Here is a 26838-nt window from a genome sequence, read left to right as displayed (position 1 = left end):
GGTCCGCTCCGGCAGTCACATGCGGGTGTAAGGAACCCGTTCACCTCATGGAGGCCGTGTCATGTTCTCCCACCACGCCAGCCGTCGGGGATCCCGTACCGCGGCGGCGCTGACGCTCGCTCTCGGCGCGGGGCTGGCCGTTCCGTTCGTCCTGGCGGGCCAGGCCGGCGCCGGGACGCCGTCGGCGACCGCCGCTCTCCGCCCGTACGATCGCGCGATCGTCTACACGGCCGCCCCGGGCCAGGCCAACAAGGTGACCGTCGACGCGTCGGCGAGCGAGGGACGCACCGAGATCACCTACGTGATCGACGACGAGGTGCCGATCGACGCGGGGGACGGCTGCACCCACCCGGACGACGCGGACCGCACCAAGGTCTCCTGCACGATCGCCACCCCGGAGAGCCGGGACCCGTACCCGACCTTAGACGCGATACTCGGCGACGGCGACGACGCCCTCGCCTACCACAACGCCACCGGCCAGACCTACTATCACGCCCGGATCGAACTGGGCGACGGCAACGACACGGCGACCCACGCCGGCAGCACCGACGGCAACACCGTCTCGGGCGGGGCGGGCGACGACGATCTGACGGTCGGCAGCGCCGGAGTCGTGTACGGCGACGAAGGCGCCGACACGATCCACGCCGCCGACGGCACCATCGCGCAGGGCGGCGACGGCGACGACGTGATCTTCTCGGACGGCGAGGACGGCTCCGTCGACAGCGGCGCCGGCGACGACGTGATCCACGGCGGCGCGGGGAACCAGGACCTGTCCGGCGGCGACGGCAGCGACACGATCCACGGCGAGGCCGGCGACGACCGCCTGTACGGCGGCCGGGGCAACGACTTCCTCTACGGCGGCACGGGCAACGACGTCCTGTACGGCAACAGCGGCAACGACACGATCTACGGCAACAGCGGCAACGACGAGCTGTACGGAGGGCCCGGCACGGACACCCTCTCCGGCGGCCCCGGCACGAACGTCGTCCGCCAGGACTGACGGCGAGCGGAGCGCGGTCCCGCGCCTCACCGGCAGGCCGGGCCGCTCCGACGGGGTGGGGGCACACCGTTCGCCCCCGCCCCGAGTCACCGCTCGACGGACGGGGGCGCCTCCGGCGACGGCGCGGCGGCCCCGGGCGGATCGTATGCCGGCCGTGCCCGTGCCCCCACGGCCGGATCGGCCGGCGGATTCCCCGGATGCGCCGCTTCCGCGGGGCCCGTCGGCGGCGCGTCCTCGCATTCCGTGATCCGCGAGTCGCCGGTCATGACGGAGGACGCCCCGCCGCGTACGGCAGCACCTGCGCCGGCACCGTCCGCTCCCCGGCCGGTGCCGCGACGTGCTGCGACCGCTCGGCCATGGCGGCCGGACCGCCGACCGGGATACGCGGTACGTTCTCGTGCGGGAACACCCGATACGCAGGGCGTGCAGCGTCCTCGGGAATGTCCGCGCGCTCCGCGCGGCCGGACGCCTTGTCCTCCACGGGCCCGTCCGGCGCGAACGGGTTCGTCGTCACCGTGACGGCTCTCGCACACGTAGCCGTCCGCAGCGGTCCGGGAATCAGCGCAGGGAATCAGCGCAGGCGCGAACTCGCGGATCCCGGCCGCGAGTCGCTCCAGCTCCGCGGTCGCCGCGAAGTAATCCGCGTGGCGCCGGTCGGCAATCGGCTTGCGGTGCAGCCGCTCGAAAATACCGTCGGTTTTCAGTACCCCGTCGATCCGCCGCGCCGCCTCCTCCCGAGGCTTCCGAATCGCCTGTTCGAACTGGCCGGTGCGGCCGCCGGACGCGAATATCCGTGTTCCCGGCTCGGTCCGGGTGAGTTCCGCATTCTCGTGGCGGCGTTTCAGTTCCGTTCCGGAGAACTCCCACGCCGCCATTCGTGAAGCGTTGGCCATGGGCAACTTCCTTGTTGAACTTTGCACTTGTAGGGCGCGGGTGTCTGCCGAGTGTAGAAGTGAGACGGCACTCCAGGGGCGGGAAGAGTGAGAATGAAAAAGGAAGGGGAGCACGGTGACGGCACAACGCTCGGCGCACTGCGTCGAAGAAGCGGAGGAAACGGTGAAAGAATTGCGGACGGCGTTGGCGAAGGCCGGAATTACTCTGCCGTCACTCGGGTTGGACCCGGTGAGTCTTGCGCGGGAAGCGCCCAGTCCGCTCGTCGAATTGGGCCGGTGCTCGGTGGACACCGCCCGGCGGCTCGCGGCGGTGCTGCGATGAGGCCGCCCGTCGGAGCGTACGTCGTGGACACGTGTACGGGCCGGGTCGGCATCGTCATGGGCCACGAGGGACCCTATGTGCAATTGCGTCCGCACGGGGGCGGAAAGGAGTGGGACGCGGAGCCGCGCGCCGTGCGTCGCGCCACCCTCGCCGAGCGGCTCAGCGCGGCGACGGCGTACGAGAACGCCCGCAGCCGCGGTGAGGTCCCGTGACGCCCGTACCGAGGCCGCGCGCCCCGGGCCCGTTCCCGGGGCGCGGCCCGGCGCACGTCCGGCGTGCGGGAGAATGGGGCCATGAGTCTGTTCCGCGACGACGGCATCGTGCTGCGCACCCAGAAGCTGGGCGAGGCGGACCGGATCATCACGCTGCTCACCCGCGGTCACGGACGGGTACGCGCCGTGGCGCGGGGCGTGCGGCGCACCAAGTCGAAGTTCGGGGCGCGGCTGGAGCCCTTCTCCCACGTCGACGTGCAGTTCTTCGCCAAGGGCAGCGAACTGGTCGGGCGCGGGCTGCCGCTGTGCACGCAGAGCGAGACCATCGCCCCGTACGGGGGCGGGATCGTGACCGACTACGCCCGCTACACCGCCGGGACGGCCATGCTGGAGACCGCCGAGCGGTTCACCGACCACGAGGGGGAGCCGGCGGTCCAGCAGTACCTGCTGCTGGTCGGGGCGCTGCGCACGCTCGCCCGCGGCGAGCACGCCCCGCACCTCGTCCTGGACGCCTTCCTGCTGCGCTCCCTCGCCGTCAACGGGTACGCCCCGAGCTTCGGTGACTGCGCCCGGTGCGGCATGCCGGGGCCGAATCGGTTCTTCTCGGTGGCGTCCGGCGGCTCGGTCTGCGTCGACTGCCGGGTGCCCGGCAGCGTCGTACCGTCGCCGCAGGCCCTGGAGCTGCTCGGGGCGCTGCTGACGGGAGACTGGGAGACCGCGGACGCGTGCGAGCCGCGGTACGTCCGGGAGGGCAGCGGACTGGTGTCCGCCTACCTGCACTGGCACCTGGAGCGCGGGCTGCGCTCCCTTCGGTACGTGGAAAAGTAAGCGAGTCTGAGGAGACGAGAAGCACATGGCCGTACGCGGGTTCCTGGGGCGTCAGCGCCGGGAGTACAGGACGCCGGAGCCGCACCCGTCCGGCGCGCGGCCCCCGAAGCTCCCCGGGGAGCTGATCCCGAGCCATGTGGCGATCGTCATGGACGGCAACGGACGGTGGGCCAAGGAGCGCGGGCTGCCGCGCACCGAGGGGCACAAGGTCGGCGCCGAGCGGGTGCTGGACGTGCTGCAGGGCGCGATCGAGATGGGCGTCGGGGCGATCTCCCTGTACGCCTTCTCCACCGAGAACTGGAAGCGGTCCCCGGACGAGGTGCGCTTCCTGATGAACTTCAACCGGGACTTCATCCGCAAAACCCGCGACCAGCTCGACGAGCTGGGCGTGCGGGTGCGCTGGGTGGGGCGGATGCCCAAGCTGTGGAAGTCGGTGGCCAAGGAGCTCCAGGTCGCCCAGGAGCAGACCAAGGACAACGACCGGCTCACCCTGTACTTCTGCATGAACTACGGCGGCCGGGCGGAGATCGCGGACGCCGCGCAGGCCATCGCCGAGGACGTGCGGGCGGGGCGGCTCGACCCGTCGAAGGTCACGGAGAAGACCTTCGCGAAGTACCTGTACTACCCGGACATGCCGGACGTGGACCTGTTCCTGCGGCCGAGCGGGGAGCAGCGCACCTCGAACTACCTGCTGTGGCAGAGCGCGTACGCCGAGATGGTCTTCCAGGACGTGCTGTGGCCCGACTTCGACCGGCGTGACCTGTGGCGGGCCTGTGTGGAGTTCGCCTCCCGCGACCGGCGGTTCGGCGGGGCCGTCCCGAACGAGGAGTTGCTGGCGATGGAGGGCAGGCAGCAGTAAGGGGAGGGAATTCCGGGGGGCCCGCGCCCCCCGGCGTCCGCCGGGCGCTACGACTTCGCCGCGCACTCCGCGCACGTGCCGAAGATCTCCACCGTGTGCGCCACGTTCACGTACCCGTGCTCGGCGGCGATGGCCTCGGCCCACTTCTCCACGGCCGGGCCCGCCACCTCGACCGCCTTGCCGCAGCCGCGGCAGACCAGGTGGTGGTGGTGCTCGCCGGTGGAGCAGCGGCGGTAGACGGACTCGCCGTCGGAGGTGCGCAGGACGTCGACCTCGCCGGCCTCGGCGAGGGACTGGAGCGTGCGGTAGACGGTGGTGAGCCCGACCGCGTCGCCCTTGTGCTTGAGCATGTCGTGGAGTTCCTGCGCGCTGCGGAACTCGTCGACCTCTTCGAGGGCCGCCGCCACGGCGGCGCGCTGCCGGGTGGCGCGGCCCTTCACGGACGGTCCAGCGGTCGTCACCGGTTGCCTCCTCACGTCTGCGTCCTGCCGGGCCATTGTGCCAGCCCGGTCAGACACCGGCCCCGCGCTCAGCCCCGCGACTGGCCGGAATCGCGCATTCCGCAGGGTCGCCGGGGGGCTGGGCGGCGGCCAGTGCCCGTGCGCGCCGGCGGGCCAGCGGGGCGGCCAGCGCGGTCAGCAGGACGAAGGCGCCGATGGTCAGCAGCACGATCGTCGCGCCGGGCGGCACGTCCTGGTAGTACGAGGTGATCGTGCCGCTGAGGGTCACGGCCACGCCGATGGCGACGGCGATCGCGAACGTGGCCGCGAAGCTGCGGCTCAGCTGCTGGGCCGCCGCCACCGGGACCACCATCAGCGCCGAGACCAGCAGCAGGCCGACGACGCGCATCGCGACCGTCACCGTCACCGCCGCCGTCACCGCCGTCAGCAGGTTCAGGGCGCGCACCGGCAGGCCGGTCACCCGCGCGAACTCCTCGTCCTGGCTGACCGCGAACAGCTGGCGGCGCAGGCCCAGGGTGACCAGGACCACGAAGGCGGCCAGCAGGCAGATCGCCGTCACGTCCGACTCGCTCACCGTCGACAGGGAGCCGAACAGGTACGACGTGAGGTTCGCGTTGGAGCCGGTGGGCGCCAGGTTGATGAACATCACGCCGCCGGCCATGCCGCCGTAGAAGAGCATCGCGAGGGCGATGTCGCCGCGGGTGCGGCCGTACCAGCGGATCAGCTCCATGAGGACCGCGCCGAGGACGGAGACCAGCGTCGCCATCCACACCGGGGACCAGGACAGCAGGAAGCCGAGGCCGACGCCGGTCATCGCCACATGGCCGATGCCGTCGCCCATCAGGGCCTGGCGGCGCTGGACCAGGTAGACGCCGACGGCGGGGGCCGTGACGCCGACCAGGACGGCGGCGAGCAGGGCCCGCTGCATGAAGGCGTAGTTCAGGATCTCCATCAGCTCAGCAGTCCCGTGCGGATCGGTTCGGCGCCCGCCGGTGCGTGCGGGTGCACGTGGTCGTGGCCGGGCAGCGCGTGCTGGCCGACGGCCTTCGGGGGCGGGCCGTCGTGCAGCACGCAGCCGTCGCGCAGGACGACCGCCCGGTCGATCAGGGGCTCCAGGGGGCCCAGCTCGTGCAGGACCAGCAGGACGGTCGCGCCCTGGGCGACCTGCTCGCGCAGGGTGGCCGCGAGCACCTCCTGGCTGGCCAGGTCGACGCCCGCCATCGGCTCGTCCATGATCAGCAGCTCGGGCTCGGGGGCGAGCGCGCGGGCGATCAGCACACGCTGGTGCTGGCCGCCGGACAGGGCGCCCACCGAGTCCTTCGCCCGGTCCGCCATGCCGACCAGGTCCAGGGCGCGGCGCACGGCCGCGCGGTCGGCCTTGCGGAAGACGCCGAAGCGGGTGCGCGAGAGGCGGCCCGAGGAGACCACCTCGTTCACCGTGGCGGGCACGCCGCCCGCGGCGGTGGTGCGCTGCGGGACGTAGCCCACGCGCGCCCAGTCGCGAAAGCGCCTGCGGTCCGTGCCGAACAACTCGATCTCGCCGGCGCTGACCGGCACCTGGCCGATGACGCTGCGCACGGCCGTCGACTTGCCGGAGCCGTTCGCGCCGAGCAGCGCGACGACCTCACCGCGGTGCACGGTGAGGTCGATGCCGCGCAGGACGGGGCGCGAACCCAGCTCGGCGCGGACGCCGCGCAGGGATATGACGGGCTCGGTCATGCCGCCCTCCGATGGTCGGTCACTTGGCTCCCAGGGCCTGCTGGAGCGCCTCGAGGTTCGATTCCATGACCTGGAAGTAGTCGTCGCCCTCGGACTTGTCGGTGATGCCCTCCAGCGGGTCGAGGACATCCGTCTTCAGGTCCGCGTCCCGGGCGAGGGTCTTCGCGGTCTTGTCGGACACCAGTGTCTCGTAGAAGACGGTGGTGACGCCGTCGGCCCTGGCCTCCTCCTGGAGCTCCTTGATCCGGGCCGGGCTGGGCTCGCTCTCCGGGTCGAGGCCGGAGATGGCCTCCTGGGTCAGGCCGTAGCGCTCGGCGAGGTAGCCGAAGGCGGCGTGGTGGGTGAAGAAGACCTTGGTCTTCGTGTTCTTCAGGCCGTCCGCGTAGCGGGTGTCGAGCTCGTCCAGCTCGCGGGTGAGGGCGGCGGCGTTCTTCCGGTAGTCCGCGGCGTGGTCCGGGTCGGCCTTCTGGAAGGCCTCGGCGACGCCCTCGGCGATCTCGGCGTACTTCACCGGGTCGAGCCAGACGTGCGGGTCGAGGGCGTGCTCCTCCTCGGCGTGGGCCTCCTCGGAGTGCTCCTCGTGCCCCTCCTCGGCGTGGGCCTCCTCGCCCTCGTGGCGGTGCTCGACGTCGCCGTGGTCCTCCAGGGTGGTCAGGGCGGCGGCGTCGATCTTCGTCCCGACCCCGGACTGGGCGACGGCCTCGTCGACGGCCGGCTGGAGGCTCTTGAGGTACAGCACCGCGTCGGCCTCGCCGAGTTCGGCGGTCTGCCTGGTGCTCAGCTCCAGGTCGTGCGGCTCCTGGCCGGGTGCGGTGAGGGTGGTGACGTGCACGTGGTCCCCGCCGATCCGCTCGGCGAGGAACTGCATCGGGTAGAACGACGCGACGACGTCGAACTTGTCCGTGTTGCCCGCGCCGCCCGCCGCCGAGCTGTCGCCGGAGCAGGCGGTGAGGGTTCCCAGGGCGAGGGTGGCGGCCGCGGTGACCGCTATGCCGGATATCTGGCGTCGTCGTACGTTCATGACAGTCATTTTCAACAAATGTGGAAACCGTTGTCAACAAAGGGCCCGCGGAGCCCTTGGGGCGGACCGATTTGGAAGCGGGCCAGTTCCCGCCGGTACGCTGAGGCATTCGCTGTGAAGCGTCTCGCTTCAACGCCCGTCGTCGTAATGAAGAGAGCACCGTGGCCGCCGACAAGATCGACACCATCGTCAGCCTGAGCAAGCGCCGTGGCTTCGTATTCCCCTGCAGTGAGATCTACGGCGGTCAGCGCGCCGCCTGGGACTACGGACCGCTGGGTGTCGAGCTCAAGGAGAACATCAAGCGCCAGTGGTGGCGCTACATGGTGACGTCGCGCGAGGACGTGGTCGGTATCGACTCGTCCGTGATCCTGGCCCCCGAGGTCTGGGTCGCCTCCGGCCACGTCGCCACCTTCACCGACCCGCTCACCGAGTGCACCTCCTGCCACAAGCGGTTCCGCGCCGACCACCTGGAAGAGGCCTACGAGGAGAAGAAGGGCCGCGCCCCCGAGCACGGCCTGGCCGACATCAACTGCCCCAACTGCGGCACCAAGGGCCAGTTCACCGAGCCCAAGCAGTTCTCCGGCCTGCTGTCCACCCACCTCGGCCCGACGCAGGACTCCGGCTCCATCGCCTACCTGCGCCCGGAGACCGCGCAGGGCATCTTCACCAACTTCGCCCAGGTGCAGACCACCTCGCGCCGCAAGCCGCCGTTCGGCATCGCCCAGATGGGCAAGTCGTTCCGCAACGAGATCACGCCCGGCAACTTCATCTTCCGCACCCGCGAGTTCGAGCAGATGGAGATGGAGTTCTTCGTCAAGCCGGGCGAGGACGAGAAGTGGCACGAGTACTGGATGGAGCAGCGCTGGAACTGGTACACCGGCCTGGGTCTCCGTGAGGAGAACATGCGCTGGTACGAGCACCCCAAGGAGAAGCTCTCCCACTACTCCAAGCGCACCGCCGACATCGAGTACCGCTTCCAGTTCGGCGGCAGCGAGTGGGGCGAGCTGGAGGGCGTCGCCAACCGCACCGACTACGACCTGTCGTCCCACGCCAAGGCCTCCGGCCAGGACCTGTCCTACTTCGACCAGGAGGCCGGCGAGCGCTGGACTCCGTACGTCATCGAGCCCGCGGCCGGTGTCGGCCGCACCATGCTCGCCTTCCTGCTCGACGCCTACGTCGAGGACGAGGCGCCCAACGCCAAGGGCAAGCTGGAGAAGCGGACCGTGCTGCGGCTCGACCACCGCCTCGCCCCGGTGAAGGTCGCGGTGCTCCCGCTGTCCCGCAACGCGGAGCTGTCGCCGAAGGCCAAGGGTCTCGCGCAGGCCCTGCGCCAGCACTGGAACATCGAGTTCGACGACGCCGGCGCGATCGGCCGCCGCTACCGCCGCCAGGACGAGATCGGCACGCCGTACTGCGTGACGGTCGACTTCGACACGCTGGACGACAACGCCGTGACCGTGCGCGAGCGGGACTCGATGAAGCAGGAGCGCGTGTCGCTGGACCAGATCGAGGGCTACCTCGCCGGCCGCCTGATCGGCTGCTAGCCGGTCCCGCGCCGACAGGCCCCCGGTACGGATCCACCCCGTGGATCCGTACCGGGGGCCTTCGCGTGTCCGGGAACGGCGCGGCGGCGGATCGCGGACGAGGGATGACAGATAACAGCTGACAGATATTGAAATCTGTCAGCCGTCGTGCCAGGCTGGGAACAGGTCACCTTCACGGCATCCCCAGGAGTCCTCATGCAAACCCGTTCCCTCGGAACCACCGGCCCCCAGGTCTCCGCCCTCGGCCTCGGCTGCATGGGCATGTCCGCGCTGTACGGCGAGGCGGACCGCGCCGAGTCGATCGCCACCGTCCACGCCGCGCTGGAGGCCGGCGTCACCCTGCTCGACACCGGCGACTTCTACGCCATGGGCCACAACGAACTGCTGATCGGCGAGGCCCTGCGCACCGCGCCCGCCGCCCGCCGCGAACAGGCCCTGGTCAGCGTGAAGTTCGGCGCCCTGCGCGACCCGGACGGCGGCTGGTCGGGATACGACGGCCGCCCCGCCGCGGTGAAGAACTTCGCCGCCTACTCGCTCCAGCGCCTGGGCGTGGACCACATCGACGTCTACCGGCTCGCCCGGCTCGACCCCGACGTGCCGATCGAGGAGACGGTCGGCGCGATCGCGGAACTGGTCGAGAAGGGGTACGTGCGCCACATCGGCCTGAGCGAGGTCGGCGCGCGGACGATCCGCCGGGCCGCCGCCACCGCCCCGATCGCCGACCTCCAGATCGAGTACAGCCTGATCTCCCGCGGCATCGAGGACGAGATCCTGCCGGCCACCCGCGAACTGGGCATCGGCATCACCGCCTACGGCGTCCTGTCCCGCGGGCTGATCTCCGGGCACTTCACCCAGGACCGGCAGCTCGCGCCGAACGACTTCCGGGCCCACTCGCCGCGCTTCCAGGGCGAGAACCTGCGGCACAATCTGAACCTCGTCGAAGCGCTGCGCAAGATCGCCGAGGGCAAGGGCGTCACCGTCGCGCAGATCGCCATCGCCTGGGTGCTGTCGCGCGGCGAGGACATCGTGCCGCTCGTGGGCGCCCGGCGCCGCGACCGGCTCGCCGAGGCGCTGGGCGCGCTGGACGTGACGCTGGACGAGGCCGACCTCGCCGCCATCGAGGAGGCCGTGCCGCCCGGCGCCGCGGCCGGCGAGCGCTACGCCGCCGCCCAGCTGGCGCAGGTCGAACGCTGATCCGGCCGTTGGGTACGGTCTTGGCATGGCACCGACCTCCGAGACCCTGACCGCCGAGCGCATCCTCGAAGCGACCGAGGAGGTGCTGCGCCGCCACGGACCGGCCAAGGCCACCGTGGTGGACGTGGCCCGCGCGCTCGGCGTCAGCCACGGCAGCGTCTACCGGCACTTCCGCACGAAGGCGGCGCTGCGGGAGGCGGTCACCAAACGGTGGCTGGACCGGACCTCCGAGGCGCTGTCCGGGATCGCCGCCGCGGACCGCGACGCGGAGAGCCGGCTGCGGGACTGGCTCGCCGCCCTGTTCGACGCCAAGCGCCGCAAGGCGGGCGACGACCCGGAGCTGTTCGCCACGTACTCGGTGCTGACCGCCGAGAGCGGCACGGCGGTCGGCGAGCACCTCGCCGACCTGACCGCGCAGCTGACCCGGATCATCGAGGCGGGCACGGCGGACGGCACCTTCGCCGCCGCCGACCCGGCCACCGCGGCCGGCGCGGTCTTCCAGGCCACCGTCCGCTTCCACGACCCCTGCCACGCGCGGGAGTGGGAGCGGCCGGCGGCCGAGGCGGAGTTCGCGGCCGTGGTGGACCTGATCGTGCGGGGGCTGCGGGCGTAGGACGCACCGGTCCCCGATCCCGCCGCCCGGCGGGCCCGGCCCGGGCTCCCGGGGCGGACCCCCGCGCCCGCTCAGCTGACCTCCCGGGGCAGCCGCAGGCTCAGCAGGCCGGTCAGGGCCACGCCCGCCAGCTGGACCAGGAGCGTCGTCACCAGGGCGTCGCGCATGCCCATGCGCTCGGTCAGGGACAGGAACAGGGAGCCGAGCAGGGCCGCGCCCAGCGCCAGGGACGCCTGCTGGGCGGTGGTCATGACGCCGCCGCCGACACCGGCGCGGTCGGGCGGCACCTCGGACAGCACGATCCGGAAGACGACGGGGAGCTGGAGCGCCTGCCCCGCCCCGGCCACCGCCGCGCCCGGCAGCAGCTCGACGAAGCCGAGGTCCGGCCACCGCCGCCAGGCCGCCAGCGCCATCAGGGCCACGCCGACGCCCTGGAGCACCGCGCCCGCCGGGACCACGCGCCCGCCGTACCGGGCGACCAGGCGCGGACCCGCCAGCGAGAAGGCGAAGAACACCACCGCCAGCGGCGCCAGCGCCAGACCCGCCGCGACCGGGCCGAGGCCCGCGCCCCGCTGCAGCGCCACCGCGATCACGAACATGAAGCCGCTGAAGCCGACCGAGAACGGCAGGATCAGCACCAGCCCGCGCCGGAACGACGCGAGCGCGAACAGGCTCGGCGGCACCAGCGGCGTACGGCCCCGGCCGTCCGCCCGGCGCTCCACCGCCCAGAACGCCGCCGCGACGCCCGGGAACGCCGCCAGCGACAGCCACGTCCACAGCGGCCAGCCCGCCGACCGGCCCTCGGTGAGCGGGGCCAGCAGCGTCAGCAGCGCCAGCGCGAGCAGCACCGTGCCGGGGCCGTCCACCGGCTCCGGGCGCGGCGCGCGGGTCTCCGGGACCGTGCGGGCGGCCAGCAGCAGGCCCACGAGCACCACCGGCACGTTCACCAGGAACACCGAACGCCAGCCGGCGCCCGCGAGATCCGCCGCGACCAGGACCCCGCCGAGGATCTGGCCGGCCACCATGGACAGCCCGGCCGTGGCGCCGTACAGGCCCATGGCCTTCGCGCGCCGCGGCCCGGACGTGGTGGCCTGGATGGTGGCGAGCACCTGCGGCAGCATCGCGGCGGCCGACGCGCCCTGCGCGACCCGGGCCGCCACCAGCCACCAGGCCCCCGGCGCCAGCCCGCACGCCAGCGAGGTCAGCCCGAAGGCCGCCATGCCGCCCAGGAAGAGCCGCCGCCGGCCGAACAGGTCGCCGAGCCGGCCGCCGAGGACGAGCAGGACGGCGTACGCCACCCCGTACCCGGCGACGACGAGTTCGAGGACCGCCTCGCTCGCGGCGAGGTCCGCGCCGACGGCGGGCAGGGCGACGTTGACGATGAAGAAGTCGACGAGGGGCAGTGCCGCGGCCAGCAGCACCGTGAACAGTCCGGGACCGCCCAGCACGGGTGGCTCCGCGGACGGCCGGACGGGACGTGAAGTGATGGTTTCGGTCACGGAACGAGGCTGCGGCGCCCCTCAGACGGGTACCAGAGTGCCGTTGTCCTGGTAGTGGAAGTACCTGGAAACAGGATGCGGGCGACGGCAGGCTGGGAGCCATGACGACGATCCCGGCCCAGGAGACGACGATCCCGGCCCGGCAGACGCCGCTCCGCGCGCCCGAGGCCTCCCGGACGGCCGCCTCGGCGGTGCGGCGGCACGAACTCGCCGCCTTCCTGCGCAGCCGCCGTGAGCGGATCACGCCCGAGCAGGTCGGCCTGCCGCGCGGTCGCCGGCGCCGCACGCCGGGGCTGCGGCGCGAGGAGGTCGCCCAGCTCTCCGCCGTCGGCGTCACCTGGTACACCTGGCTGGAGCAGGCCCGCGACATCCAGGTCTCCGTGCAGGTCCTCGACGCCCTCGCCCGCGCCCTGCTGCTCGACGCCAGCGAGCGCGCCCACCTCTTCCAGCTGGCCGGGGCCGTCGACCCGAGCCCGGCGCACGCCTGCCCGTCGGTCACCCCGGCGCTGCGGGCCCTGCTGGAGCAGCTGGAGCCCTACCCGGCCTGCCTGCAGAACAGCCGGTACGACATCCTCGCCTACAACCGCACCTACGGACTGCTGCTGTGCGACCTGGACGCGGTGCCCGCCGAGGACCGCAACTGCATGCTCCTGTGCTACACGCACCAGGAGTGGCGCTCCTCGATCGTGCACCTGCAGGAGGTCCAGCGGCTGATGGCGGCCCGGTTCCGCGCCGCGATGGCCGGCCACCTCGGCGAGCCCGCCTGGAAGACGCTGCTGAAACGGCTGCGCACCGAGTCCCCCGAGTTCCGCGAGGCCTGGGAGCGGCACGAGGTCAGGGCGCACCGCAGCAAGCGGAAGGAATTCCTCAACCGGTACGTCGGCCGCCTCGTGGTCGACCACACCGACCTGTGGCTCACCCCCGAGACGGGCCCGCGGATGGTGACGTACGTGCCGGCCGACGAGGAGACCGGGGAGCGGCTGCGGCGGCTGCACGCGATCGCGTCGGAAAGGTCGGAAAGGACTGCCGCATCGGCGGGATGACCCTCCCCGGTGCGGGAACACGAACCTTCCGGAGAGTGGTGCTCCGCGAGGTGAGGTTCCCGGAAGACAGGCTGAGGGCGAGAGATGGGCGGACTTCTGACGCTGACGCGGGACTCCGCGGCCGGATTCGTGCTGGCCGGGCCCCGGCTGCTCGCACGCGGCGCCGCGCCCGCGGCGGGCATGGCCGCCGGGGCGGTGGCCGGGACGGCGCGGGCCGCGGTGCGCGGCGCGGACTTCGCGGCGCGCGCGGCGCGGGTCGCCCGCGCCGCGCTGCCGGGCGGCACCCGGAACTGGCGGGCCGGGGCGCGGGCCCACCTCGCCCTCAGGCCCGCCGCCGGGAACGACCGGGTCCGGGGCGCGGACGGGCTGGAGAAGGCGGCGCGACGGGTGGCGGCGGCGCTGGCCGAACACCCGGACGTGGCGCTCGCGTACTGGGACAGCGGACTGTCCCGGCTGGTGGTGACCGCGACCGAGGAGGCGCTCGGCGACCGGGTGGTGGAGCGGGCCACCGCGCTGGCCGAACGGCACGGGCTGGTGCGGGCCGACGCGGCCGACGACGTCGAGGGACTCGTCCACCCGGGCGACCCGACCGCGGTGCGCACGGCCGTGGCGGCGTTCGCGGTCGACGCGCTGGGCACCGCGGCGGCGACGGCCGCGTCCGCGCTGCGCCTGCCGGCGACGCCGCGGCTGGTGACCGCCGTGGTGACGCTGCTGCGGGAGAACCCCGCCTTCCGGGCCTGGCTGCGCGCCCGGCTCGGCGACACCCGGATGGAACTGGTGCTGGCCGCCGCCAACGCGGCCGTGCACGGCGCCGGGCAGAGCCCGACCTCGCTGGTGCTGGACGCGGCCCTGCGCACCTGCCAGCTGGCGGACGCGGTGGCCCGTTCGGCCGAGTTCGAAGTGGTGCACGACCGGCTGTGCGCACCGGACCGGGACAGCCTGGCCGGCGACCCCGCCCTGCGCCCGCCGCTGCGCACCTCCCCCGCACAGGAGTACGCCGCCCACGCCTCGACCGGCAGTGTGCTGGGCGCGGTGGCGACGCTGCTCGTCAAGCACGAGGTGGCCGAGGCGGCGGAGGCGGTGCTCGCCGGCTCGCCCAAGGCCGCCCGGTACGGGCCCGCCGCCTTCCACGCCGTCCTCAGCGGCGCGCTGTCCCGCACGGGCCTGCTGGTGCGCGCCCCGGAACGGCTGCGGCAGCTGGAGATGGCCGGCACCGTCGTCCTGCACCCGAGCGCGCTGCGCACCCCCGGCGCGGGCGCCGACCCGTGGGCCGAGGCCGTCCTGGACGCGGCCCGGCGTGCCGGGCTGCGCGTGGTGATGGTGGAGGACCCGGCGCTGGCCGACTTCAGCGGGCTCGCCGACCAGATGGCCGGCGCGGACCGGTCGCTCGCCGAGGTGGTGCGCGAGCTGCGCGAGGAGGGCGGCGGCGTCGTCACCGTCGTACGGCCCCTGCCGGGCGACGACGGCGAGGTGCTGTCCGGGCTGCTCGCCGGCGACGTGGCCGTCGCCCTGGCCGACGGGACCTGCCCGGTGGCGTGGAGCGCGGACGTGCTCGCGCCGAACGGCCTGGCCGACGTGTGGCGGCTGCTGCGGGCGGTGCCGGCGGCCCGCGGGGTCGGCCGCCGGTCGCAGGTCCTGGCCCGCTCGGGCGCCGCGCTGTCCGGACTGCTCGTGGCCGTCGGCGAGTCCCGGCGGCGCGACGGCACACCGCTGCCCGGGCTGCGGCACGCGCCGGTCGACGTGGCCGCCGCGGCGGCCCTGCTGTCCGGGGCGCGCGCGGCCCTCGGCGTGGCGTTCGCCCGCCCCCCGCACCCCCGGGCCCGGGTGGCCTGGCACGAGCTGGACCCCGAGGACGTGCGCGAGCGGCTGGCCCACGAGACGGCGCAGGAGCACGAGCCGTCCTTCGCCGAGCAGGCGACCGCGCGGCTGCGCGCGCTGGCCGGCCGGGCCGGCCGGGTGCCCGCGCTGAAACCGGTCAAGGGGGCGGTCGACCTGGCGCGGGCCGTGCGCAACGAACTCGACGACCCGCTCACCCCGGTCCTCGCGGTCGGCTCGGCCGCGGAGGCCATCCTCGGCTCCGTCGTGGACGCCCTGCTGGTGGTCGGCGCGCTCGACCTGAACGCGCTGGTCGGCGGCGTGCAACGGCTGCGGGCCGAGCGGGCGCTGGCCGGGCTGCTGGCCCAGCAGAAGCAGAAGGCCCGGGTCACCGACGAGGCGGCGCCGGACGCCCCCGGCGAGCCGCACCTCGTGGACGCCGCCAGGCTCAGCCCCGGCGACATCATCGAGCTGAAGACGGACGACGTCGTGCCCGCCGACGCCCGGCTGCTGTGGGAGGACGGCCTGGAGGTCGACGAGTCCGCGCTGACCGGCGAGTCCCTGCCGGTGGACAAGGGCACCGACCCGACGCCGTCCGCGCCCGTGGCCGAGCGGCACTGCATGGTCTTCGAGGGCACGACTGTGGTCGCCGGCCGCGCCCGGGCCGTCGTCGTGGACACCGGCGAGCGCACCGAGGCCGCCCGCGCCGTCTCCCTCGCCGCGCGCACGCCGTCGGCCGCCGGGGTCCAGGCCAGGCTCCAGGAGCTCACCCGCAAGGCACTGCCGCTGACCCTGGCGGGCGGGGCCGCGGTGACCGGGATCTCGCTGCTGCGCGGCACGCCCATCCGGCAGGCGGTCAGCGGCGGCGTGGCGGTCGCGGTGGCCGCCGTCCCCGAGGGGCTGCCGCTGGTGGCGACGGTGGCGCAGCTCGCGGCGGCCCGCCGGCTCGGCCGCCGCGGCGCCCTGGTGCGCACCCCGCGCACCCTGGAGGCGCTGGGCCGCATGGACACCATCTGCTTCGACAAGACCGGCACCCTCACCGAGAACCGGCTGCGCCTGGTGCGGGTCTCCGACACCGGGGGCACGGTCCACCCGGTGGACGCCCCCGAGGTCGCCGACGTGGTACGGGCCGCGGCGCGCGCCTGCCCGCGGCTGAACGGCGACTCCGCCACCCGGCCGACGCACGCCACCGACGAGGCGGTGCTGGACGCCGCCGGACCCGACCCGCGGTGGACCCAGGACGAGGGCCTGCCGTTCGAGACCTCCCGCGGGTACGCCGCCGCCGTGGGCCGCGCCGGGGACGACTCCCCGGTCCTCGTGGTCAAGGGGGCCCCGGAGACCGTGCTGCCCGCCTGCGCCGGCCTGCCCTCCCACGCCTCCGACACGGCGCACGCGCTGGCCGCCGACGGCCTGCGCGTGCTCGCGGTGGCCGAGCGCCCGCTGCGGCCGGACGAGAGCCCGGCGGAGGTCTTGGAACGGCCCCTGGAGGAGCTGGAGCTGGGGTTCGCCGGGCTGCTCGCGCTGGCGGACGTGGCCCGGGAGACGTCCCCGGACCTGGTGCGCGGACTGCGCGAGGCGGGCGTGCGGCCGGTGGTGCTGACCGGCGACCACCCGCAGACCGCCCGCGCCATCGCCGCCGAGCTGGGCTGGCCGGAGGACGCGAACGTGGTCACCGGCGACGAACTCGCCGCCGCGGACCGGTCGGCACGCTCCCGGATGCTGCGCGACGCCGACGTCGTCGCCCGGGTCGCGCCCGAGCAGAAGCTCCAGGTCGTGGAGTCGCTGCGGGACGCGGGCCGGGTGGTCGGCATGGTGGGCGACGGCGCCAACGACGCCGCGGCCATCCGCGCCGCCGACATCGGCGTCGGCATCCACGCCCGCGGCTCGGCCGCCGCGCGCAACGCCGCCGACCTCGTCGTCACCGGGGACGACCTGCTGGTGCTGGTGGACGCCGTCCAGGAGGGCCGCGCCCTGTGGCACAGCGTCGCCGACGCCATCGCCATCCTGATCGGCGGCAACGCGGGCGAGGTCGGCTTCGGCATCGTCGGCACCGTGCTGTCCGGCGCCGCGCCGCTGTCCACCCGGCAGATGCTGCTGGTGAACCTGTTCACGGACCTGTTCCCGGCGATGGCGGTGGCGGTGACGCCCCAGGAGGCCGGGCAGACGGAGGACGGCGAGGGCACGGCGGCCGCCGGCACGGACGAACCCCTGGGCACGGCGGTCCTGGGCGAGCCGCTGATCCGGCAGATCCGGCACCGGGCGCTGACGACCTGTCTCGGCGCGACCGCCGCCTGGCTGTTCGGCCGGTTCACGCCCGGCACGGCACGCCGCTCGACGACGATGGCCCTGTGCGCCGTGGTCGGCACGCAGCTCGCCCAGACGCTCGCCGACCGCCGCGGCAGCAACCTGGTGCGGGCCACGTCGCTGGGCTCGGCCGCCGCGCTGGTCGCCCTGGTGCAGACGCCCGGGGCGAGCCGCCTGTTCGGCTGCACCCCGCTCGGCCCCCTCGCCTGGGCGGGCGTGGCCGCGGCCATCGCCCTGGCCCTGGCCGGCCAGCGGGCCCTGCCGTACGTGGAGGGAGCCGTCATGAAGCGCTGGCCGAAGGTGGCCGACGCGATGCCCGTGCCGGGGCGGTGACGTCCGGGGCGCACGGAACCGAGGGGAGGACCGGACGCGAGGCGCCGGCCCTCCCCTCCGCCGTGGGGGCCGGGGCCTGTCGTGGGGCCGGGAGCCCGCCGTACGGGCCGGGAGTCCGCCGGTACGGGCCGGGAGTCCGCCGTACGGGTCAGGAGGAGGAGCCGACGCCCGCCGCCTCGCGCACCTCCGCCGACCGCAGGCGCTCGGCGGCGCGCTCCGCGGTGCGGCGGGCCCACGGGCCGGTCGTCAGGACGCCCAGGACGAGGACGGCCAGGCCGCACCCGGCGAGGATCCACCAGCCGGGGCGGGCGGCGGCGACGAAGACGTCCCGGTAGGAGGACGAGCCGACCCCCGCCGCCAGCACCGCGCCGACCACCGCGACGCCGAGGGTCTGGCCGAGCTGGCGGCTGGTGGAGGCGACGGCGGCGGCGACCCCGGCCTGTGCGCGGGGCATGCCGGAGACGGCGGTGTTGGTGACGGGCGCGTTGACGCAGCCGAAGCCGACGCCGAACAGGACGTACCCGAGGAACAGCGTGACGTTCGAGGTCTCCGCCTCGAACGCGGCGAACAGCACACCGCTCGCGGTCATCGCGCAGCCCGCGACCAGCAGCGGCAGCCGCGGGCCCCGGGCGGCGACCAGGCGGCCGGCCAGCGGGGCGCACAGGAAGGTCGGCACGGCCATCGGCAGCATCCACAGCCCCGCGTGCAGGGCGCTGAGCCCGCGCACGTTCTGCAGGTACAGCGTCGACAGGAACAGGAAGCCGCCCAGCGCGGCGAACGCGCCGACCGCGATGACGGTGGCCCCGCTGAACGGCGCCGACCGGAAGAACCGCAGGTCGATCAGCGGCTCGGCGCGGCGCGGCTCGTAGACCAGCAGACTGAGCAGCGCGGCGAACGCGACCACGGCGAACGGCACCACCGTCGCGGGCCCCGCGGTCGGCGCCTCGATGATCGCGTACGTCAGCGAGCCGAACAGCGCGATCACCATCAGCTGTCCGAGCGGATCGGGGCGGCGGGCCTTCGGGGCGCGCGACTCGGGGACGAAGCGCAGGGTGAGCAGCAGCGCCGCGAGCCCCACCGGCAGGTTGACCCAGAAGATCGAGCGCCAGCCGACCGACTCCACCAGCAGCCCGCCCACCAGCGGCCCGGCCGCCATCGAGATGCCGACCACCGCGCCCCACACCCCGATGGCCCGGGCCCGTTCGCGCGGGTCGGTGAAGGTGTTGGTGATGATCGACATGGCGACCGGGTTGAGCATCGAGCCGCCCACCGCCTGCACCGCCCGGAACGCCACCAGCGACTGGAGGTCCGGCGCCAGGGAGCACAGCAGCGAGCCGAGGGTGAAGACGACCAGGCCCGCCATGAAGACCCGCTTGCGCCCGATCCGGTCGGCCGTGGAGCCCGCCAGCATCAGCAGCGAGGCCAGGACCAGCGTGTACGCGTCGATCGCCCACTGGAGCCCGGCCGTGTCCGCGTGCAGCTCGCGCTGCATGGCGGGCAGGGCGACGTTGAGGACGGTGTTGTCGAGGCTCACGATCAGCAGGCTCATGCAGCAGATCGCGAGCACGAGCAGACGCCGGCGGTGACTGAGCTCGGGCATGGCTCCCATCGTACGCGCATGTCGATAGTGCGGTTAACTAATGACCTGTGCGCGGTTCGCCGCCGGGCGTCCGGACGGGGCGTCCGGCCCGGCGGTGCCGTCCGGACGCCCGGCGGCGGACGCCCCGGACCGGACCCGGACCCGGATCCGTCCGGCCGCCCGCCCGGGTTGTCCACAGGCGGGGACGGGCACCGGCCGGCGTACGTGACAATGGAGGAATGTCCCAGCCCGTGCCCCCCTTGCAGATCGGTCCCCACACGGTCCGGCCCCCCGTCGTCCTCGCGCCGATGGCCGGCATCACCAACGCGCCCTTCCGCACGCTGTGCCGGGAGTTCAGCGGCGGCAAGGGCCTGTTCGTGAGCGAGATGATCACGACCCGGGCGCTGGTCGAGCGCAACGACAAGACCATGCAGCTGATCAGGTTCGACGCCAGCGAGCGCCCCCGCTCGATCCAGCTGTACGGCGTCGACCCGGCCACCGTCGGCAAGGCCGTCCGCATGATCGCGGAGGAGGACCTCGCCGACCACATCGACCTCAACTTCGGCTGCCCGGTCCCGAAGGTCACCCGGAAGGGCGGCGGCTCCGCCCTGCCCTACAAGCGGAACCTGCTGCGGGCGATCCTGCGCGAGGCCGTCAGCGGCGCCGGCGACCTGCCGGTGACGATGAAGATGCGCAAGGGCATCGACGACGACCACCTCACCTACCTCGACGCCGGCCGGATCGCCGTCGAGGAGGGCGTCACCGCCATCGCCCTGCACGGCCGCACGGCCGCCCAGCACTACGGCGGCACCGCCGACTGGGAGGCCATCGCCCGCCTGAAGGAGCACGTCCCGGAGATCCCGGTGCTCGGCAACGGCGACATCTGGTCGGCCGAGGACGCGGTGCGGATGGTGCGCGAGACCGGCTGCGACGGGGTGGTCGTGGGCCGCGGCTGCCTGGGCCGGCCGTGGCTGTTCGCCGACCTGGTGGCCGCCTTCGAGGGCCGGCCGGACGAGGTCGCCCGCCCCGCCCTGCGCCAGGTGGCCGACGTCATGGTGCGGCACGCCACCCTGCTCGGCGAGTGGCTCGGCGACGAGCAGCGCGGAGTCGTCGACTTCCGCAAGCACGTCGCCTGGTACCTGAAGGGTTTCGCGGTCGGCTCCGAGATGCGCAAGAAGCTCGCGGTCACCTCCTCGCTGGAGGAGCTGCGGGCCGGACTGGACCAGCTGGACCTCGACCAGCCCTGGCCCGCCGGCGCCGACGGCCCCCGCGGCCGCACGTCCGGCAACAACCGGGTGGTGCTGCCGGACGGCTGGCTGAAGGACCCCTACGACTGCGCGGGCGTGGGGGAGGACGCGGAGCTGGACACGTCGGGCGGCTGACCGGCCGCGCGAGGCCGCACCCCCGGGGCCGGCCGGCCCCGGGGGGTGCGGGGCGGAGCCGTAGGCGGTCAGGAAGCGGTCGCTCCGGGACGATCAGACTCCGCGTACCCCGCCCCGAGCCGACTTCGGCGACGTCTCACCGCGTAGGACACGGTCCTAGGGGCCGACGTGGTGCAGCAGGGAGTGCAGAAGCCCTTTCATGCCTTCCTGGGAGGTGAACCGCAGGATCGGGTCCTGGCCGTTCGGTTCCTGCGTCCACCACGAGGGCAACTCGGCGTGGAGCAAGTTGTCGGCGTACCACCGTCCGAAGTCCTCGCGGTCGAGCAGAAGCAGGGCCCAGGGCAGCAGACGGTGGACGGACGCGGGCGCCGTCTTCGGAGGTGCGGGCCGCGGACGCCGGAGGCCGTCCCGCAGCGCGAGGAGACGGCGTTGTTCGGCGACACCGGCCTTGCTGAGCCGAGTCTTCCCGAGCGACCAGGTGCCCAGCAGGGCCGCTCCCGTGCACAGCAGGAGGGCCGTCACGGTTTCCTTCCGCCACATCAGGAAGGCGCCGGCCAGCACGGCGATCGCCGTGCCGGCCAACTGGGCGTACGGCCGGTTCAGATAGCCGCGCTCGAGGGCGGCCTCGGTGACGCCCTTCTCGAGCCGCGCCAGGCTGATCCTGGTGCCGCGGAGCGCCTCCGGCGGAGCGGGTTCCCGTCGCAGCCGCAGCTCGCCCTCCCCGCCGAGGATCATGCCGAGCAGGGCAGCCCGGTCGGGGGGCAGCCCGGCACCGCTCCGTGTGCCGGGAGACAGCACGTAACCGTCTTCGTACGCCGTCGCCCGCACATAGCCGTCCTCGGCGAGAGCCAGGGTTTCGCTCATCACGGCCTGCGTCGGATGCGTGCCCTTGACCATTCGGCTGCCGATCAGACAGCTCGACTCAGGTCTGCCGGTCTCTTCGCCCGTACCCGTCACGCGTCCCCCCGTGGTCGTACCGACGTCCGGACGGTACCGGAATCCTGCGGGCGGGCACAGGGTTCGGGGAACCGGGCACGGGAGCCGCGGTCACGGTCGGACGTCCGGGTCCCGGGCCGGTACGGGTCCCGGCCCGAGCCGTTCGGCGACGTGGTCGCGCACCGTCGTCCCGGCGGGCCCGTGGAGCAGGTGCGGCGGGCCCGCCCGGCCGGCCGCCGGCCGTTCCTCCGCTCGGCCGGCGCCGGCAGACCACGCGCGTGGTCGCGCATCCGCCGCCGCGGATCCGCCCGGGCGAACCGGCCCGCGGGCCGGGCGAACACCGGCTCCGGCTCAGCCCGCCACCGGTCGGCCTCAGCCCTCGCCGCCACACCCGGACAGCGGCAACCACCGGCTCAGGACACCGGATCCCGCCGACGTGCTAGGCGCCGCCAACCGCCGTGAGCAGGGCGAGCGGGGCGGCCGCCGAGCGGGACTCCCGGACGCACGCGTGCGGATGGGGGACCGGCTCGGGGTGGGTGCCGCGGTCGTAGCCCGCGAGGACCTCGGGGAGGCGGTGGCCGGTCGCGGTGGCCGCGTCGACCAGGCCGCGCGCGACCGCGCGGGCCTCGTCGTGCAGGCCGTAGCGGGCCAGGCCCAGCGCGATCAGCGCGTTGTCGTGCGGCCACACCGAACCGCGGTGGTACGACAGCGGGTGGTACGCCGGCTGCCCGGCCGCCAGCGTGCGCACCCCCCAGCCGGAGAAGAAGTCCGGCTCCAGCAGGCGCCGGCCGACCAGCTCGCCGTACTCCTTGTCCAGCAGCCCCGACCACAGCAGGTGCCCGGCGTCCGAGGCCAGCGCGTCGATCCGGCGGCCGTCGCCGTCGAGGGCGAGCGCCGGGAAGGAGTGCTCCGGCATCCAGAAGTCCCGCTGGAAACGGTCGCGCAGGTCGCCGGCCGCCTGCTCCAGCAGGGCGGCGTACGTCTCGTCCCGCCACACCGTGCGCGCGACGAACGCCGTGCGGCGCAGCGCGTCGTACGCGTAGCCCTGGGCGCCCGCCGCCGCCACCGGCCCGCCGGGGCGGGTGCCGTCGGCCGAGCAGATGGCGCCGGGGGAGTCCTTCCAGTTCTGGTTGGCGAGGCCGCCCCGGTCGGGGCGGTAGACCAGGTAGCCGCGCGAGGCGAGACCGCCGTGGTCCAGCATCCAGCCGACCGCGGCGCGGGCGTGCGGCTGGAGGCGGCGGGCCGGGGCGGTGTCGCCGGTCCGCTCGACGTACGCGCCGAGCAGGACGAGGAACAGGGGGGTGGCGTCGACCGAGCCGTAGTAGCGGCCGTAGGGGACCTGGCCGAAGTGGGCCAGTTCGCCGTGGCGCACCTCGTGCACGATCTTGCCGGGCTGGGCGACGGCGTGCGCGGCGGTCCCGGTCGCCTGGACGGCCGCGAGCGCGGGCAGCGTGGCGGCGGCGAGCCGCGGGCGGTAGGGCAGGGCGAACAGCGACGTCAGCAGGGCGTCGCGGCCCAGCAGGGTCAGGAACCAGGGGGCGCCGCCCGCCGGGACGCGCAGTTCCTCGCCGTCCGGCCCGGTGGCCGGGACCCGGAGCGCGGCCAGGTCGGCCAGGCCCCGCGCGCAGGCCGCGGCCAGCTCCGGCCAGCCCGCCGGGAAGGCCACGCCCGCCGTGAACTCGTCCTCCTCGGCGAGGAGCCGGCCGGTGAGGGCGGCCGGGGAGCGGGGCACCCGCAGGGTCCGCTTCCCGCCGTGCGGCCGGGCCATCACCCGCAGCAGCAGCTCGGCCGTGCCGTGCGGTTCGAGCTCCAGGGTCCACACCAGGCGGCGGGCGCCGGTGCCGGTCTCCTCGACGCCGTCCGGGGCGGGTTCGGCGGTCACGGCGGTACAGGAGTGCCACGCGCCGCGCCGGTAGGCGAACTCCACGCCGTCGTCGAGGACCCGGCGGGAGCGGACGGCGCCGGTCTTGGCGTAGGTGCGGTGGTCGGAGCGCAGCTCGAACTGGTCGGCGAAGTCGGCGTCGACGGTGAGGGCGAGGCGGACCGTCGTCGGCACCGGGCGGTTGCCGGTCACGCGCAGCGACTCGACGAACGAGCTCTCCCCGACGGCCTGTTCGCGGAAGAGCGTGTACGCGGGCGGCTCCTGGCGGCCGCCGCGCGGCACCAGCACGCAGCGGGCGGTGTCCCCGTCCGCGACGGGCGTCAGGACGTCGGGCACGGCGCCGTCGACGGTGAGCTGCCAGCGGCTCAGATGCCGGGCGTCGCGCACGAACAGCCCGTCCGGGACGCTGCCGGCGCGTACGCCGGTGATGTCCCCGCGGTCCCCGACGGCGGCGAACGTCCCGCCGTACACGAGCAGATGATGCCGGTCCGTCATCCTCGGTCCCCTCCTTCGGTTCGCTGGACGCCGTTCCCGTCCCGGGCGGGCCGGTCGTGCAGCAGGTCGAGGGCGAGCGCGGCGGTCCAGCCGAAGCCGGCCGCGCCGCGGGGCTCGCCGGTGTACGGGTCGACGTACTCCGCGAAGCCGGAGGAGTCGGCGGTGTCCAGGACCGCCCGGCGCAGGGCGGCGGCCGGGCCGGGCCGGCCGTGCAGCCGCAGGCCGCGCTCCAGCAGCCAGTTCACGTTGAACCAGGCCGGGCCCCGCCAGTACCGGTGCCGGTCGAAGGCCGGGCTGAGCAGGTCGTGGCTCGGGACGAGGCGGACCGCCCCGCCCAGGCCGAAGTGCGGCCCGCAGGCCGTGCGGACCAGGGCGGCGGCGATCTCGCGGGGGAGCGCGGGCAGCAGCAGCGGGACCAGGCCGCAGACGCCGCGCTCGCGGATGAGCCGCCCGCCGCGCACGTCCCGGCACAGGAACATCCCCGCCGCCGGGTCCCACAGCCGCCGGACCAGGGCCGCCGTCAGCCGCCGCGCGCGGGCGTGGCGCGCGGTCCCGGCGGCGCCCAGCTCGCGGGCGATGCGCGCCAGGGCGTGCTCGGAGGCGATGAGCAGCGCGTTGAACGCCGGGTCCTCCACGGCGAACGCGCCCGCCCCGGCGCCGTGTCCCCCGCCCGGCCGGTCCCGGTAGCCGCCGTCCCGGTAGTCCGCCGCCAGCCGCACGTACCGCCCGTAGTCCAGGTCCGTCGGCCGGTCCCCGGGGGCGCCGTGGGCGAGGTCGGCGCGGCGGAAGGAGCGGGCCGGGGCGGGGGCGACGCGGGACAGCGGCAGGTCCCAGCAGGGGCTGTTGTCCATACCCTGTTCCCAGGGGTGCACCACGGACACCAGCCCGCCCCCGCCCAGGTCCCGCCGGTGCAGCAGGTACCGGTGCCAGGCCGCGAGCCGCGGGTACACCCGGGCGAGGAAGCCGCGCGCCCGGGACAGTCCCGGATCGGCCTCGTGCACCAGCCACGCGGCCAGCGCGTGCACCGGTGGCTGCACGATCCCGGAGGTCTGTACGGTGCGGGGGGCGCCCGCGGCGCGCCCCGCGGTCGAGGAGCGCCAGAAGTCGGGGCTCGGGAAGTAGGCGTCGAGCGGTACGGAGGGGTTGAAGACGATGTGCGGGACGCGCCCGTCGCCCCACTGGGCGTTCAGCAGCGTCTCCAGCTCGGTCTGCGCCCGCAGCGGCGACACGTGCCGGAGGCCGATCGCGATGAACGCCGAGTCCCAGGACCACTGGTGCGGATACAGGTTCCGCGAGGGGACCGTGGACGTGCCGGTCCAGTTGTCCTCCAGCACCCGGACGGCCCGGGCCCGCAGCGAGGGGGCGGGCGCGGACGGATCGTATGCGACGCCGGGCCGGCCGGTGAGCTCGCCGGGGCCGGGCGGAGCCGGCGGGGAAGCGGTGCGGACGAGGGCTGACCGCCCGGTGGGGCGGGTGGCGGAGCGGGTCGTGCGATCCACGCGGGGCTCCCCGAGGACGTCCGGCCGATCGGTTCGGCCGGGGCTTCCGTAGAGTTACGCCTATTTAACACGCAAAACCCAGCATGTAATGCACGATGGAGAAGCGCAAGGGGGTGGGCATGACCGGACGGCCCGCACGGACCGGCAGAGGCGGCGGCCAGGCGAGCGCCGGTGATCTGCTCGCACTGGTGCGCAGTGGCCGCGCCACCACGCGCGGGGCGCTCCAGCGGGCCACCGGACTGTCCCGGGCCACCGTCGGCCAGCGCCTGGACCGGCTGTTCCGGGCCGGCTGGCTGCGCGAGGGAGCCGGCGGCCCGGTGGACTCCCCGCTGGGCGGACGCCCCTCCCTCATCCTGGAGTTCGACGACGAGCACGCCGTCGTCCTCGCCGCCGACCTCGACACCCGGCACGCGCGCGCCGCCGTGCTCACGCTCGCCGGCGAGGTCCTGGCCGAGCACACCGGCCCGCTCGTGGTCGAGGACGGCCCCGACGCCGTCCTCGGCGAACTGGGCCGCTGGTTCGCCGAGCTGCTGGAGAAGGCCGGGCGCCGGGCGCAGGAGGTGTGCGGGGCCGGGCTCGCGGTGCCGGGCCCCGTGGACATCGGGACCGGCCGGGTGGTGCAGCCGCCGATCATGCCGGGCTGGGACGGCTACGACATACGCGGCCGGCTGACGCGGGCCTTCGCCGAGCACACCGGCGCGGGGAGCGTGCCGGTGCTCGTCGACAACGACGCCAACCTGATGGCGTACGCCGAGCAGCGCGCCGGGCATCCGGACTGCTCGGCGTTCGTGCTGGTCAAGGTGTCCACCGGGATCGGCGCCGGGGTCGTGGTGGACGGCGGCATCTACCGGGGCGTCGACGGCGGCGCCGGGGACATCGGCCACATCCGGGTCCCGCAGGGTGCCCAGGCGCTGTGCCGGTGCGGTTCGTACGGCTGCCTGGCCGCCGTCGCGAGCGGCGGCGCCGTGGCGCGGCGGCTGGCCGCGGCCGGGGTGCGGGCGGCCTCCGGCTCGGACGTGCGGGACCTGCTGGCGGCCGGCCACCCGGAGGCCGTCGCGCTCGCCCGGGAGGCCGGGCGGCTGGTCGGGGACGTGCTGGCGACCGTGGTGACGCTGCTCAACCCCGGGGTGCTGATGATCGCGGGCGACCTGGCCGGGACGCCCTTCGTCACCGGGGTGCGGGAGCTGCTGTACCAGCGGGCGCTGCCGCGCTCCACCGCCCGTCTGGACGTGGTCACCTCCCGGCTGGGCGAGCGGGCCGGTCTGGTGGGGGCCGGGGCGCTGGTCGTGGAGCACCTGTACGCACCCGAACGGGTGGAGGAGCGGCTGCGCGCGCTCGGCCTGTGACGTCCGTGTTTCCGCTCCCGGTCCCGTTCCGGGGGCGCGTCCGCATGGTGAAATCCGCC

The 26838-nt window shown here is 74.5% G+C and carries 22 protein-coding genes; 12 read left to right on the top strand and 10 right to left on the bottom strand.

Going from position 1 to position 26838, the window contains the following annotated elements; translation table 11 throughout:
• Positions 1–61: 61 nt before the first annotated feature.
• Positions 62–1000, top strand: coding sequence for a calcium-binding protein (locus ABD363_RS10360; protein WP_344601941.1), 939 nt, complete (start codon positions 62–64; stop codon positions 998–1000).
• Positions 1001–1086: 86 nt separating this feature from the next.
• Here ABD363_RS10360 and ABD363_RS32605 read toward each other — a convergent pair whose 3' ends face one another.
• Complete coding sequence (locus ABD363_RS32605; RefSeq protein ID WP_425577961.1) at positions 1087–1893, bottom strand: transcriptional regulator; 807 nt, start codon at positions 1891–1893, stop codon at positions 1087–1089.
• A gap of 115 nt (positions 1894–2008) precedes the next feature.
• Here ABD363_RS32605 and ABD363_RS10345 point away from each other — a divergent pair, with 115 nt between their 5' ends.
• The 4 genes from ABD363_RS10345 (at position 2009) to ABD363_RS10330 (ending at position 4114) form a co-directional block, all read left to right on the top strand.
• Entirely contained in the window at positions 2009–2215 is a 207-nt protein-coding gene (locus ABD363_RS10345) for a hypothetical protein (RefSeq protein ID WP_344601935.1), read from the top strand.
• A complete protein-coding gene (locus ABD363_RS10340) occupies positions 2212–2427 on the top strand; it encodes a hypothetical protein (RefSeq protein ID WP_344601933.1) in 216 nt (71 codons plus the stop codon). Before ABD363_RS10345 ends, ABD363_RS10340 begins: the two co-directional genes overlap by 4 nt.
• Positions 2428–2508: 81 nt before the next feature.
• A complete protein-coding gene (gene recO / locus ABD363_RS10335) occupies positions 2509–3255 on the top strand; it encodes a DNA repair protein RecO (RefSeq protein ID WP_344601931.1) in 747 nt (248 codons plus the stop codon).
• A 25-nt stretch (positions 3256–3280) separates the two neighbouring features.
• Positions 3281–4114, top strand: coding sequence for an isoprenyl transferase (locus ABD363_RS10330; RefSeq protein WP_344601929.1), 834 nt, complete (start codon positions 3281–3283; stop codon positions 4112–4114).
• Positions 4115–4161: 47 nt separating this feature from the next.
• Here the strand turns inward: ABD363_RS10330 and ABD363_RS10325 are convergent, their stop codons facing one another.
• Genes ABD363_RS10325 through ABD363_RS10310 form a run of 4 tightly spaced genes read right to left on the bottom strand, consistent with a single transcriptional unit; the run spans position 4162 to position 7315 of the window.
• Complete coding sequence (locus tag ABD363_RS10325; protein WP_344601927.1) at positions 4162–4575, bottom strand: Fur family transcriptional regulator; 414 nt, start codon at positions 4573–4575, stop codon at positions 4162–4164.
• Between the two features lie 49 nt (positions 4576–4624).
• Positions 4625–5527 (bottom strand): metal ABC transporter permease, encoded by a 903-nt coding sequence (locus ABD363_RS10320; protein WP_344601925.1) that lies wholly within the window; start codon positions 5525–5527, stop codon positions 4625–4627.
• Complete coding sequence (locus tag ABD363_RS10315) at positions 5527–6294, bottom strand: metal ABC transporter ATP-binding protein (protein WP_344601923.1); 768 nt, start codon at positions 6292–6294, stop codon at positions 5527–5529. Before ABD363_RS10315 ends, ABD363_RS10320 begins: the two co-directional genes overlap by 1 nt.
• 19 nt (positions 6295–6313) lie before the next feature.
• Entirely contained in the window at positions 6314–7315 is a 1002-nt protein-coding gene (locus ABD363_RS10310) for a zinc ABC transporter substrate-binding protein (protein WP_344601921.1), read from the bottom strand.
• A gap of 161 nt (positions 7316–7476) precedes the next feature.
• On the opposite strand from ABD363_RS10310, the gene ABD363_RS10305 reads away from it, so the two are divergent.
• From ABD363_RS10305 to ABD363_RS10295, 3 genes are all read left to right on the top strand, one after another.
• Positions 7477–8859, top strand: a complete 1383-nt coding sequence (locus tag ABD363_RS10305; protein ID WP_344601919.1) for a glycine--tRNA ligase — start codon at positions 7477–7479, stop codon at positions 8857–8859.
• A gap of 195 nt (positions 8860–9054) precedes the next feature.
• Positions 9055–10053 (top strand): aldo/keto reductase, encoded by a 999-nt coding sequence (locus tag ABD363_RS10300; protein ID WP_344601917.1) that lies wholly within the window; start codon positions 9055–9057, stop codon positions 10051–10053.
• A gap of 25 nt (positions 10054–10078) precedes the next feature.
• On the top strand, positions 10079–10666 hold the full coding sequence (locus tag ABD363_RS10295) for a TetR/AcrR family transcriptional regulator (RefSeq protein ID WP_344601915.1): 588 nt from the start codon (positions 10079–10081) through the stop codon (positions 10664–10666).
• 71 nt (positions 10667–10737) lie between these two features.
• On the opposite strand, the gene ABD363_RS10290 is transcribed toward ABD363_RS10295, so the two are convergent.
• The gene (locus ABD363_RS10290) at positions 10738–12165 is read right to left on the bottom strand and encodes an MFS transporter (RefSeq protein ID WP_344601913.1); all 1428 of its coding nucleotides are present in this window, start codon (positions 12163–12165) and stop codon (positions 10738–10740) included.
• Between the two features lie 101 nt (positions 12166–12266).
• On the opposite strand from ABD363_RS10290, the gene ABD363_RS10285 reads away from it, so the two are divergent.
• Positions 12267–13208 (top strand): MmyB family transcriptional regulator, encoded by a 942-nt coding sequence (locus tag ABD363_RS10285; RefSeq protein WP_344601911.1) that lies wholly within the window; start codon positions 12267–12269, stop codon positions 13206–13208.
• Positions 13209–13292: 84 nt separating this feature from the next.
• Positions 13293–17660 (top strand): cation-translocating P-type ATPase, encoded by a 4368-nt coding sequence (locus ABD363_RS10280; protein ID WP_344601909.1) that lies wholly within the window; start codon positions 13293–13295, stop codon positions 17658–17660.
• Positions 17661–17808: 148 nt separating this feature from the next.
• Here ABD363_RS10280 and ABD363_RS10275 read toward each other — a convergent pair whose 3' ends face one another.
• Complete coding sequence (locus ABD363_RS10275; RefSeq protein ID WP_344601907.1) at positions 17809–19260, bottom strand: MFS transporter; 1452 nt, start codon at positions 19258–19260, stop codon at positions 17809–17811.
• A gap of 218 nt (positions 19261–19478) precedes the next feature.
• On the opposite strand from ABD363_RS10275, the gene dusB reads away from it, so the two are divergent.
• Positions 19479–20621, top strand: a complete 1143-nt coding sequence (gene dusB / locus ABD363_RS10270) for a tRNA dihydrouridine synthase DusB (RefSeq protein ID WP_344601905.1) — start codon at positions 19479–19481, stop codon at positions 20619–20621.
• 156 nt (positions 20622–20777) lie between these two features.
• Here dusB and ABD363_RS10265 read toward each other — a convergent pair whose 3' ends face one another.
• The 3 genes from ABD363_RS10265 to ABD363_RS10250 form a co-directional block, all read right to left on the bottom strand.
• A complete protein-coding gene (locus ABD363_RS10265) occupies positions 20778–21485 on the bottom strand; it encodes a hypothetical protein (protein ID WP_344601903.1) in 708 nt (235 codons plus the stop codon).
• Positions 21486–21996: 511 nt separating this feature from the next.
• On the bottom strand, positions 21997–23934 hold the full coding sequence (locus ABD363_RS10255) for an amylo-alpha-1,6-glucosidase (protein ID WP_344601901.1): 1938 nt from the start codon (positions 23932–23934) through the stop codon (positions 21997–21999).
• Entirely contained in the window at positions 23931–25433 is a 1503-nt protein-coding gene (locus ABD363_RS10250) for an MGH1-like glycoside hydrolase domain-containing protein (RefSeq protein WP_344601899.1), read from the bottom strand. Before ABD363_RS10250 ends, ABD363_RS10255 begins: the two co-directional genes overlap by 4 nt.
• Before the next feature lie 119 nt (positions 25434–25552).
• Here ABD363_RS10250 and ABD363_RS10245 point away from each other — a divergent pair, with 119 nt between their 5' ends.
• A complete protein-coding gene (locus ABD363_RS10245) occupies positions 25553–26779 on the top strand; it encodes an ROK family protein (protein ID WP_344602107.1) in 1227 nt (408 codons plus the stop codon).
• Positions 26780–26838 lie beyond the last annotated feature (59 nt).

Source organism: Streptomyces glaucus (assembly GCF_039533365.1).
Taxonomy (GTDB): Bacteria; Actinomycetota; Actinomycetes; order Streptomycetales; family Streptomycetaceae; genus Streptomyces; species Streptomyces glaucus.
This window is presented reverse-complemented; position numbering and strand designations above follow the sequence as displayed.

What these genes read in the sequence shown, in the direction of transcription:
- ABD363_RS10330 (WP_344601929.1), top strand. Translation starts at nt 3,281, where the DNA reads ATGGCCGTACGCGGGTTCCTGGGGCGTCAGCGCCGGGAGTACAGGACG.
- ABD363_RS10310 (WP_344601921.1), bottom strand. Translation starts at nt 7,315, where the DNA reads ATGAACGTACGACGACGCCAGATATCCGGCATAGCGGTCACCGCGGCC.
- ABD363_RS10360 (WP_344601941.1), top strand. Translation starts at nt 62, where the DNA reads ATGTTCTCCCACCACGCCAGCCGTCGGGGATCCCGTACCGCGGCGGCG.
- ABD363_RS10300 (WP_344601917.1), top strand. Translation starts at nt 9,055, where the DNA reads ATGCAAACCCGTTCCCTCGGAACCACCGGCCCCCAGGTCTCCGCCCTC.
- ABD363_RS10265 (WP_344601903.1), bottom strand. Translation starts at nt 21,485, where the DNA reads ATGAGCGAAACCCTGGCTCTCGCCGAGGACGGCTATGTGCGGGCGACG.
- ABD363_RS10315 (WP_344601923.1), bottom strand. Translation starts at nt 6,294, where the DNA reads ATGACCGAGCCCGTCATATCCCTGCGCGGCGTCCGCGCCGAGCTGGGT.
- ABD363_RS10245 (WP_344602107.1), top strand. Translation starts at nt 25,553, where the DNA reads ATGACCGGACGGCCCGCACGGACCGGCAGAGGCGGCGGCCAGGCGAGC.
- recO (WP_344601931.1), top strand. Translation starts at nt 2,509, where the DNA reads ATGAGTCTGTTCCGCGACGACGGCATCGTGCTGCGCACCCAGAAGCTG.
- dusB (WP_344601905.1), top strand. Translation starts at nt 19,479, where the DNA reads ATGTCCCAGCCCGTGCCCCCCTTGCAGATCGGTCCCCACACGGTCCGG.
- ABD363_RS10255 (WP_344601901.1), bottom strand. Translation starts at nt 23,934, where the DNA reads ATGACGGACCGGCATCATCTGCTCGTGTACGGCGGGACGTTCGCCGCC.
- ABD363_RS10280 (WP_344601909.1), top strand. Translation starts at nt 13,293, where the DNA reads ATGGGCGGACTTCTGACGCTGACGCGGGACTCCGCGGCCGGATTCGTG.
- ABD363_RS32605 (WP_425577961.1), bottom strand. Translation starts at nt 1,893, where the DNA reads ATGGCCAACGCTTCACGAATGGCGGCGTGGGAGTTCTCCGGAACGGAA.
- ABD363_RS10320 (WP_344601925.1), bottom strand. Translation starts at nt 5,527, where the DNA reads ATGGAGATCCTGAACTACGCCTTCATGCAGCGGGCCCTGCTCGCCGCC.
- ABD363_RS10275 (WP_344601907.1), bottom strand. Translation starts at nt 19,260, where the DNA reads ATGCCCGAGCTCAGTCACCGCCGGCGTCTGCTCGTGCTCGCGATCTGC.
- ABD363_RS10285 (WP_344601911.1), top strand. Translation starts at nt 12,267, where the DNA reads ATGACGACGATCCCGGCCCAGGAGACGACGATCCCGGCCCGGCAGACG.
- ABD363_RS10340 (WP_344601933.1), top strand. Translation starts at nt 2,212, where the DNA reads ATGAGGCCGCCCGTCGGAGCGTACGTCGTGGACACGTGTACGGGCCGG.
- ABD363_RS10295 (WP_344601915.1), top strand. Translation starts at nt 10,079, where the DNA reads ATGGCACCGACCTCCGAGACCCTGACCGCCGAGCGCATCCTCGAAGCG.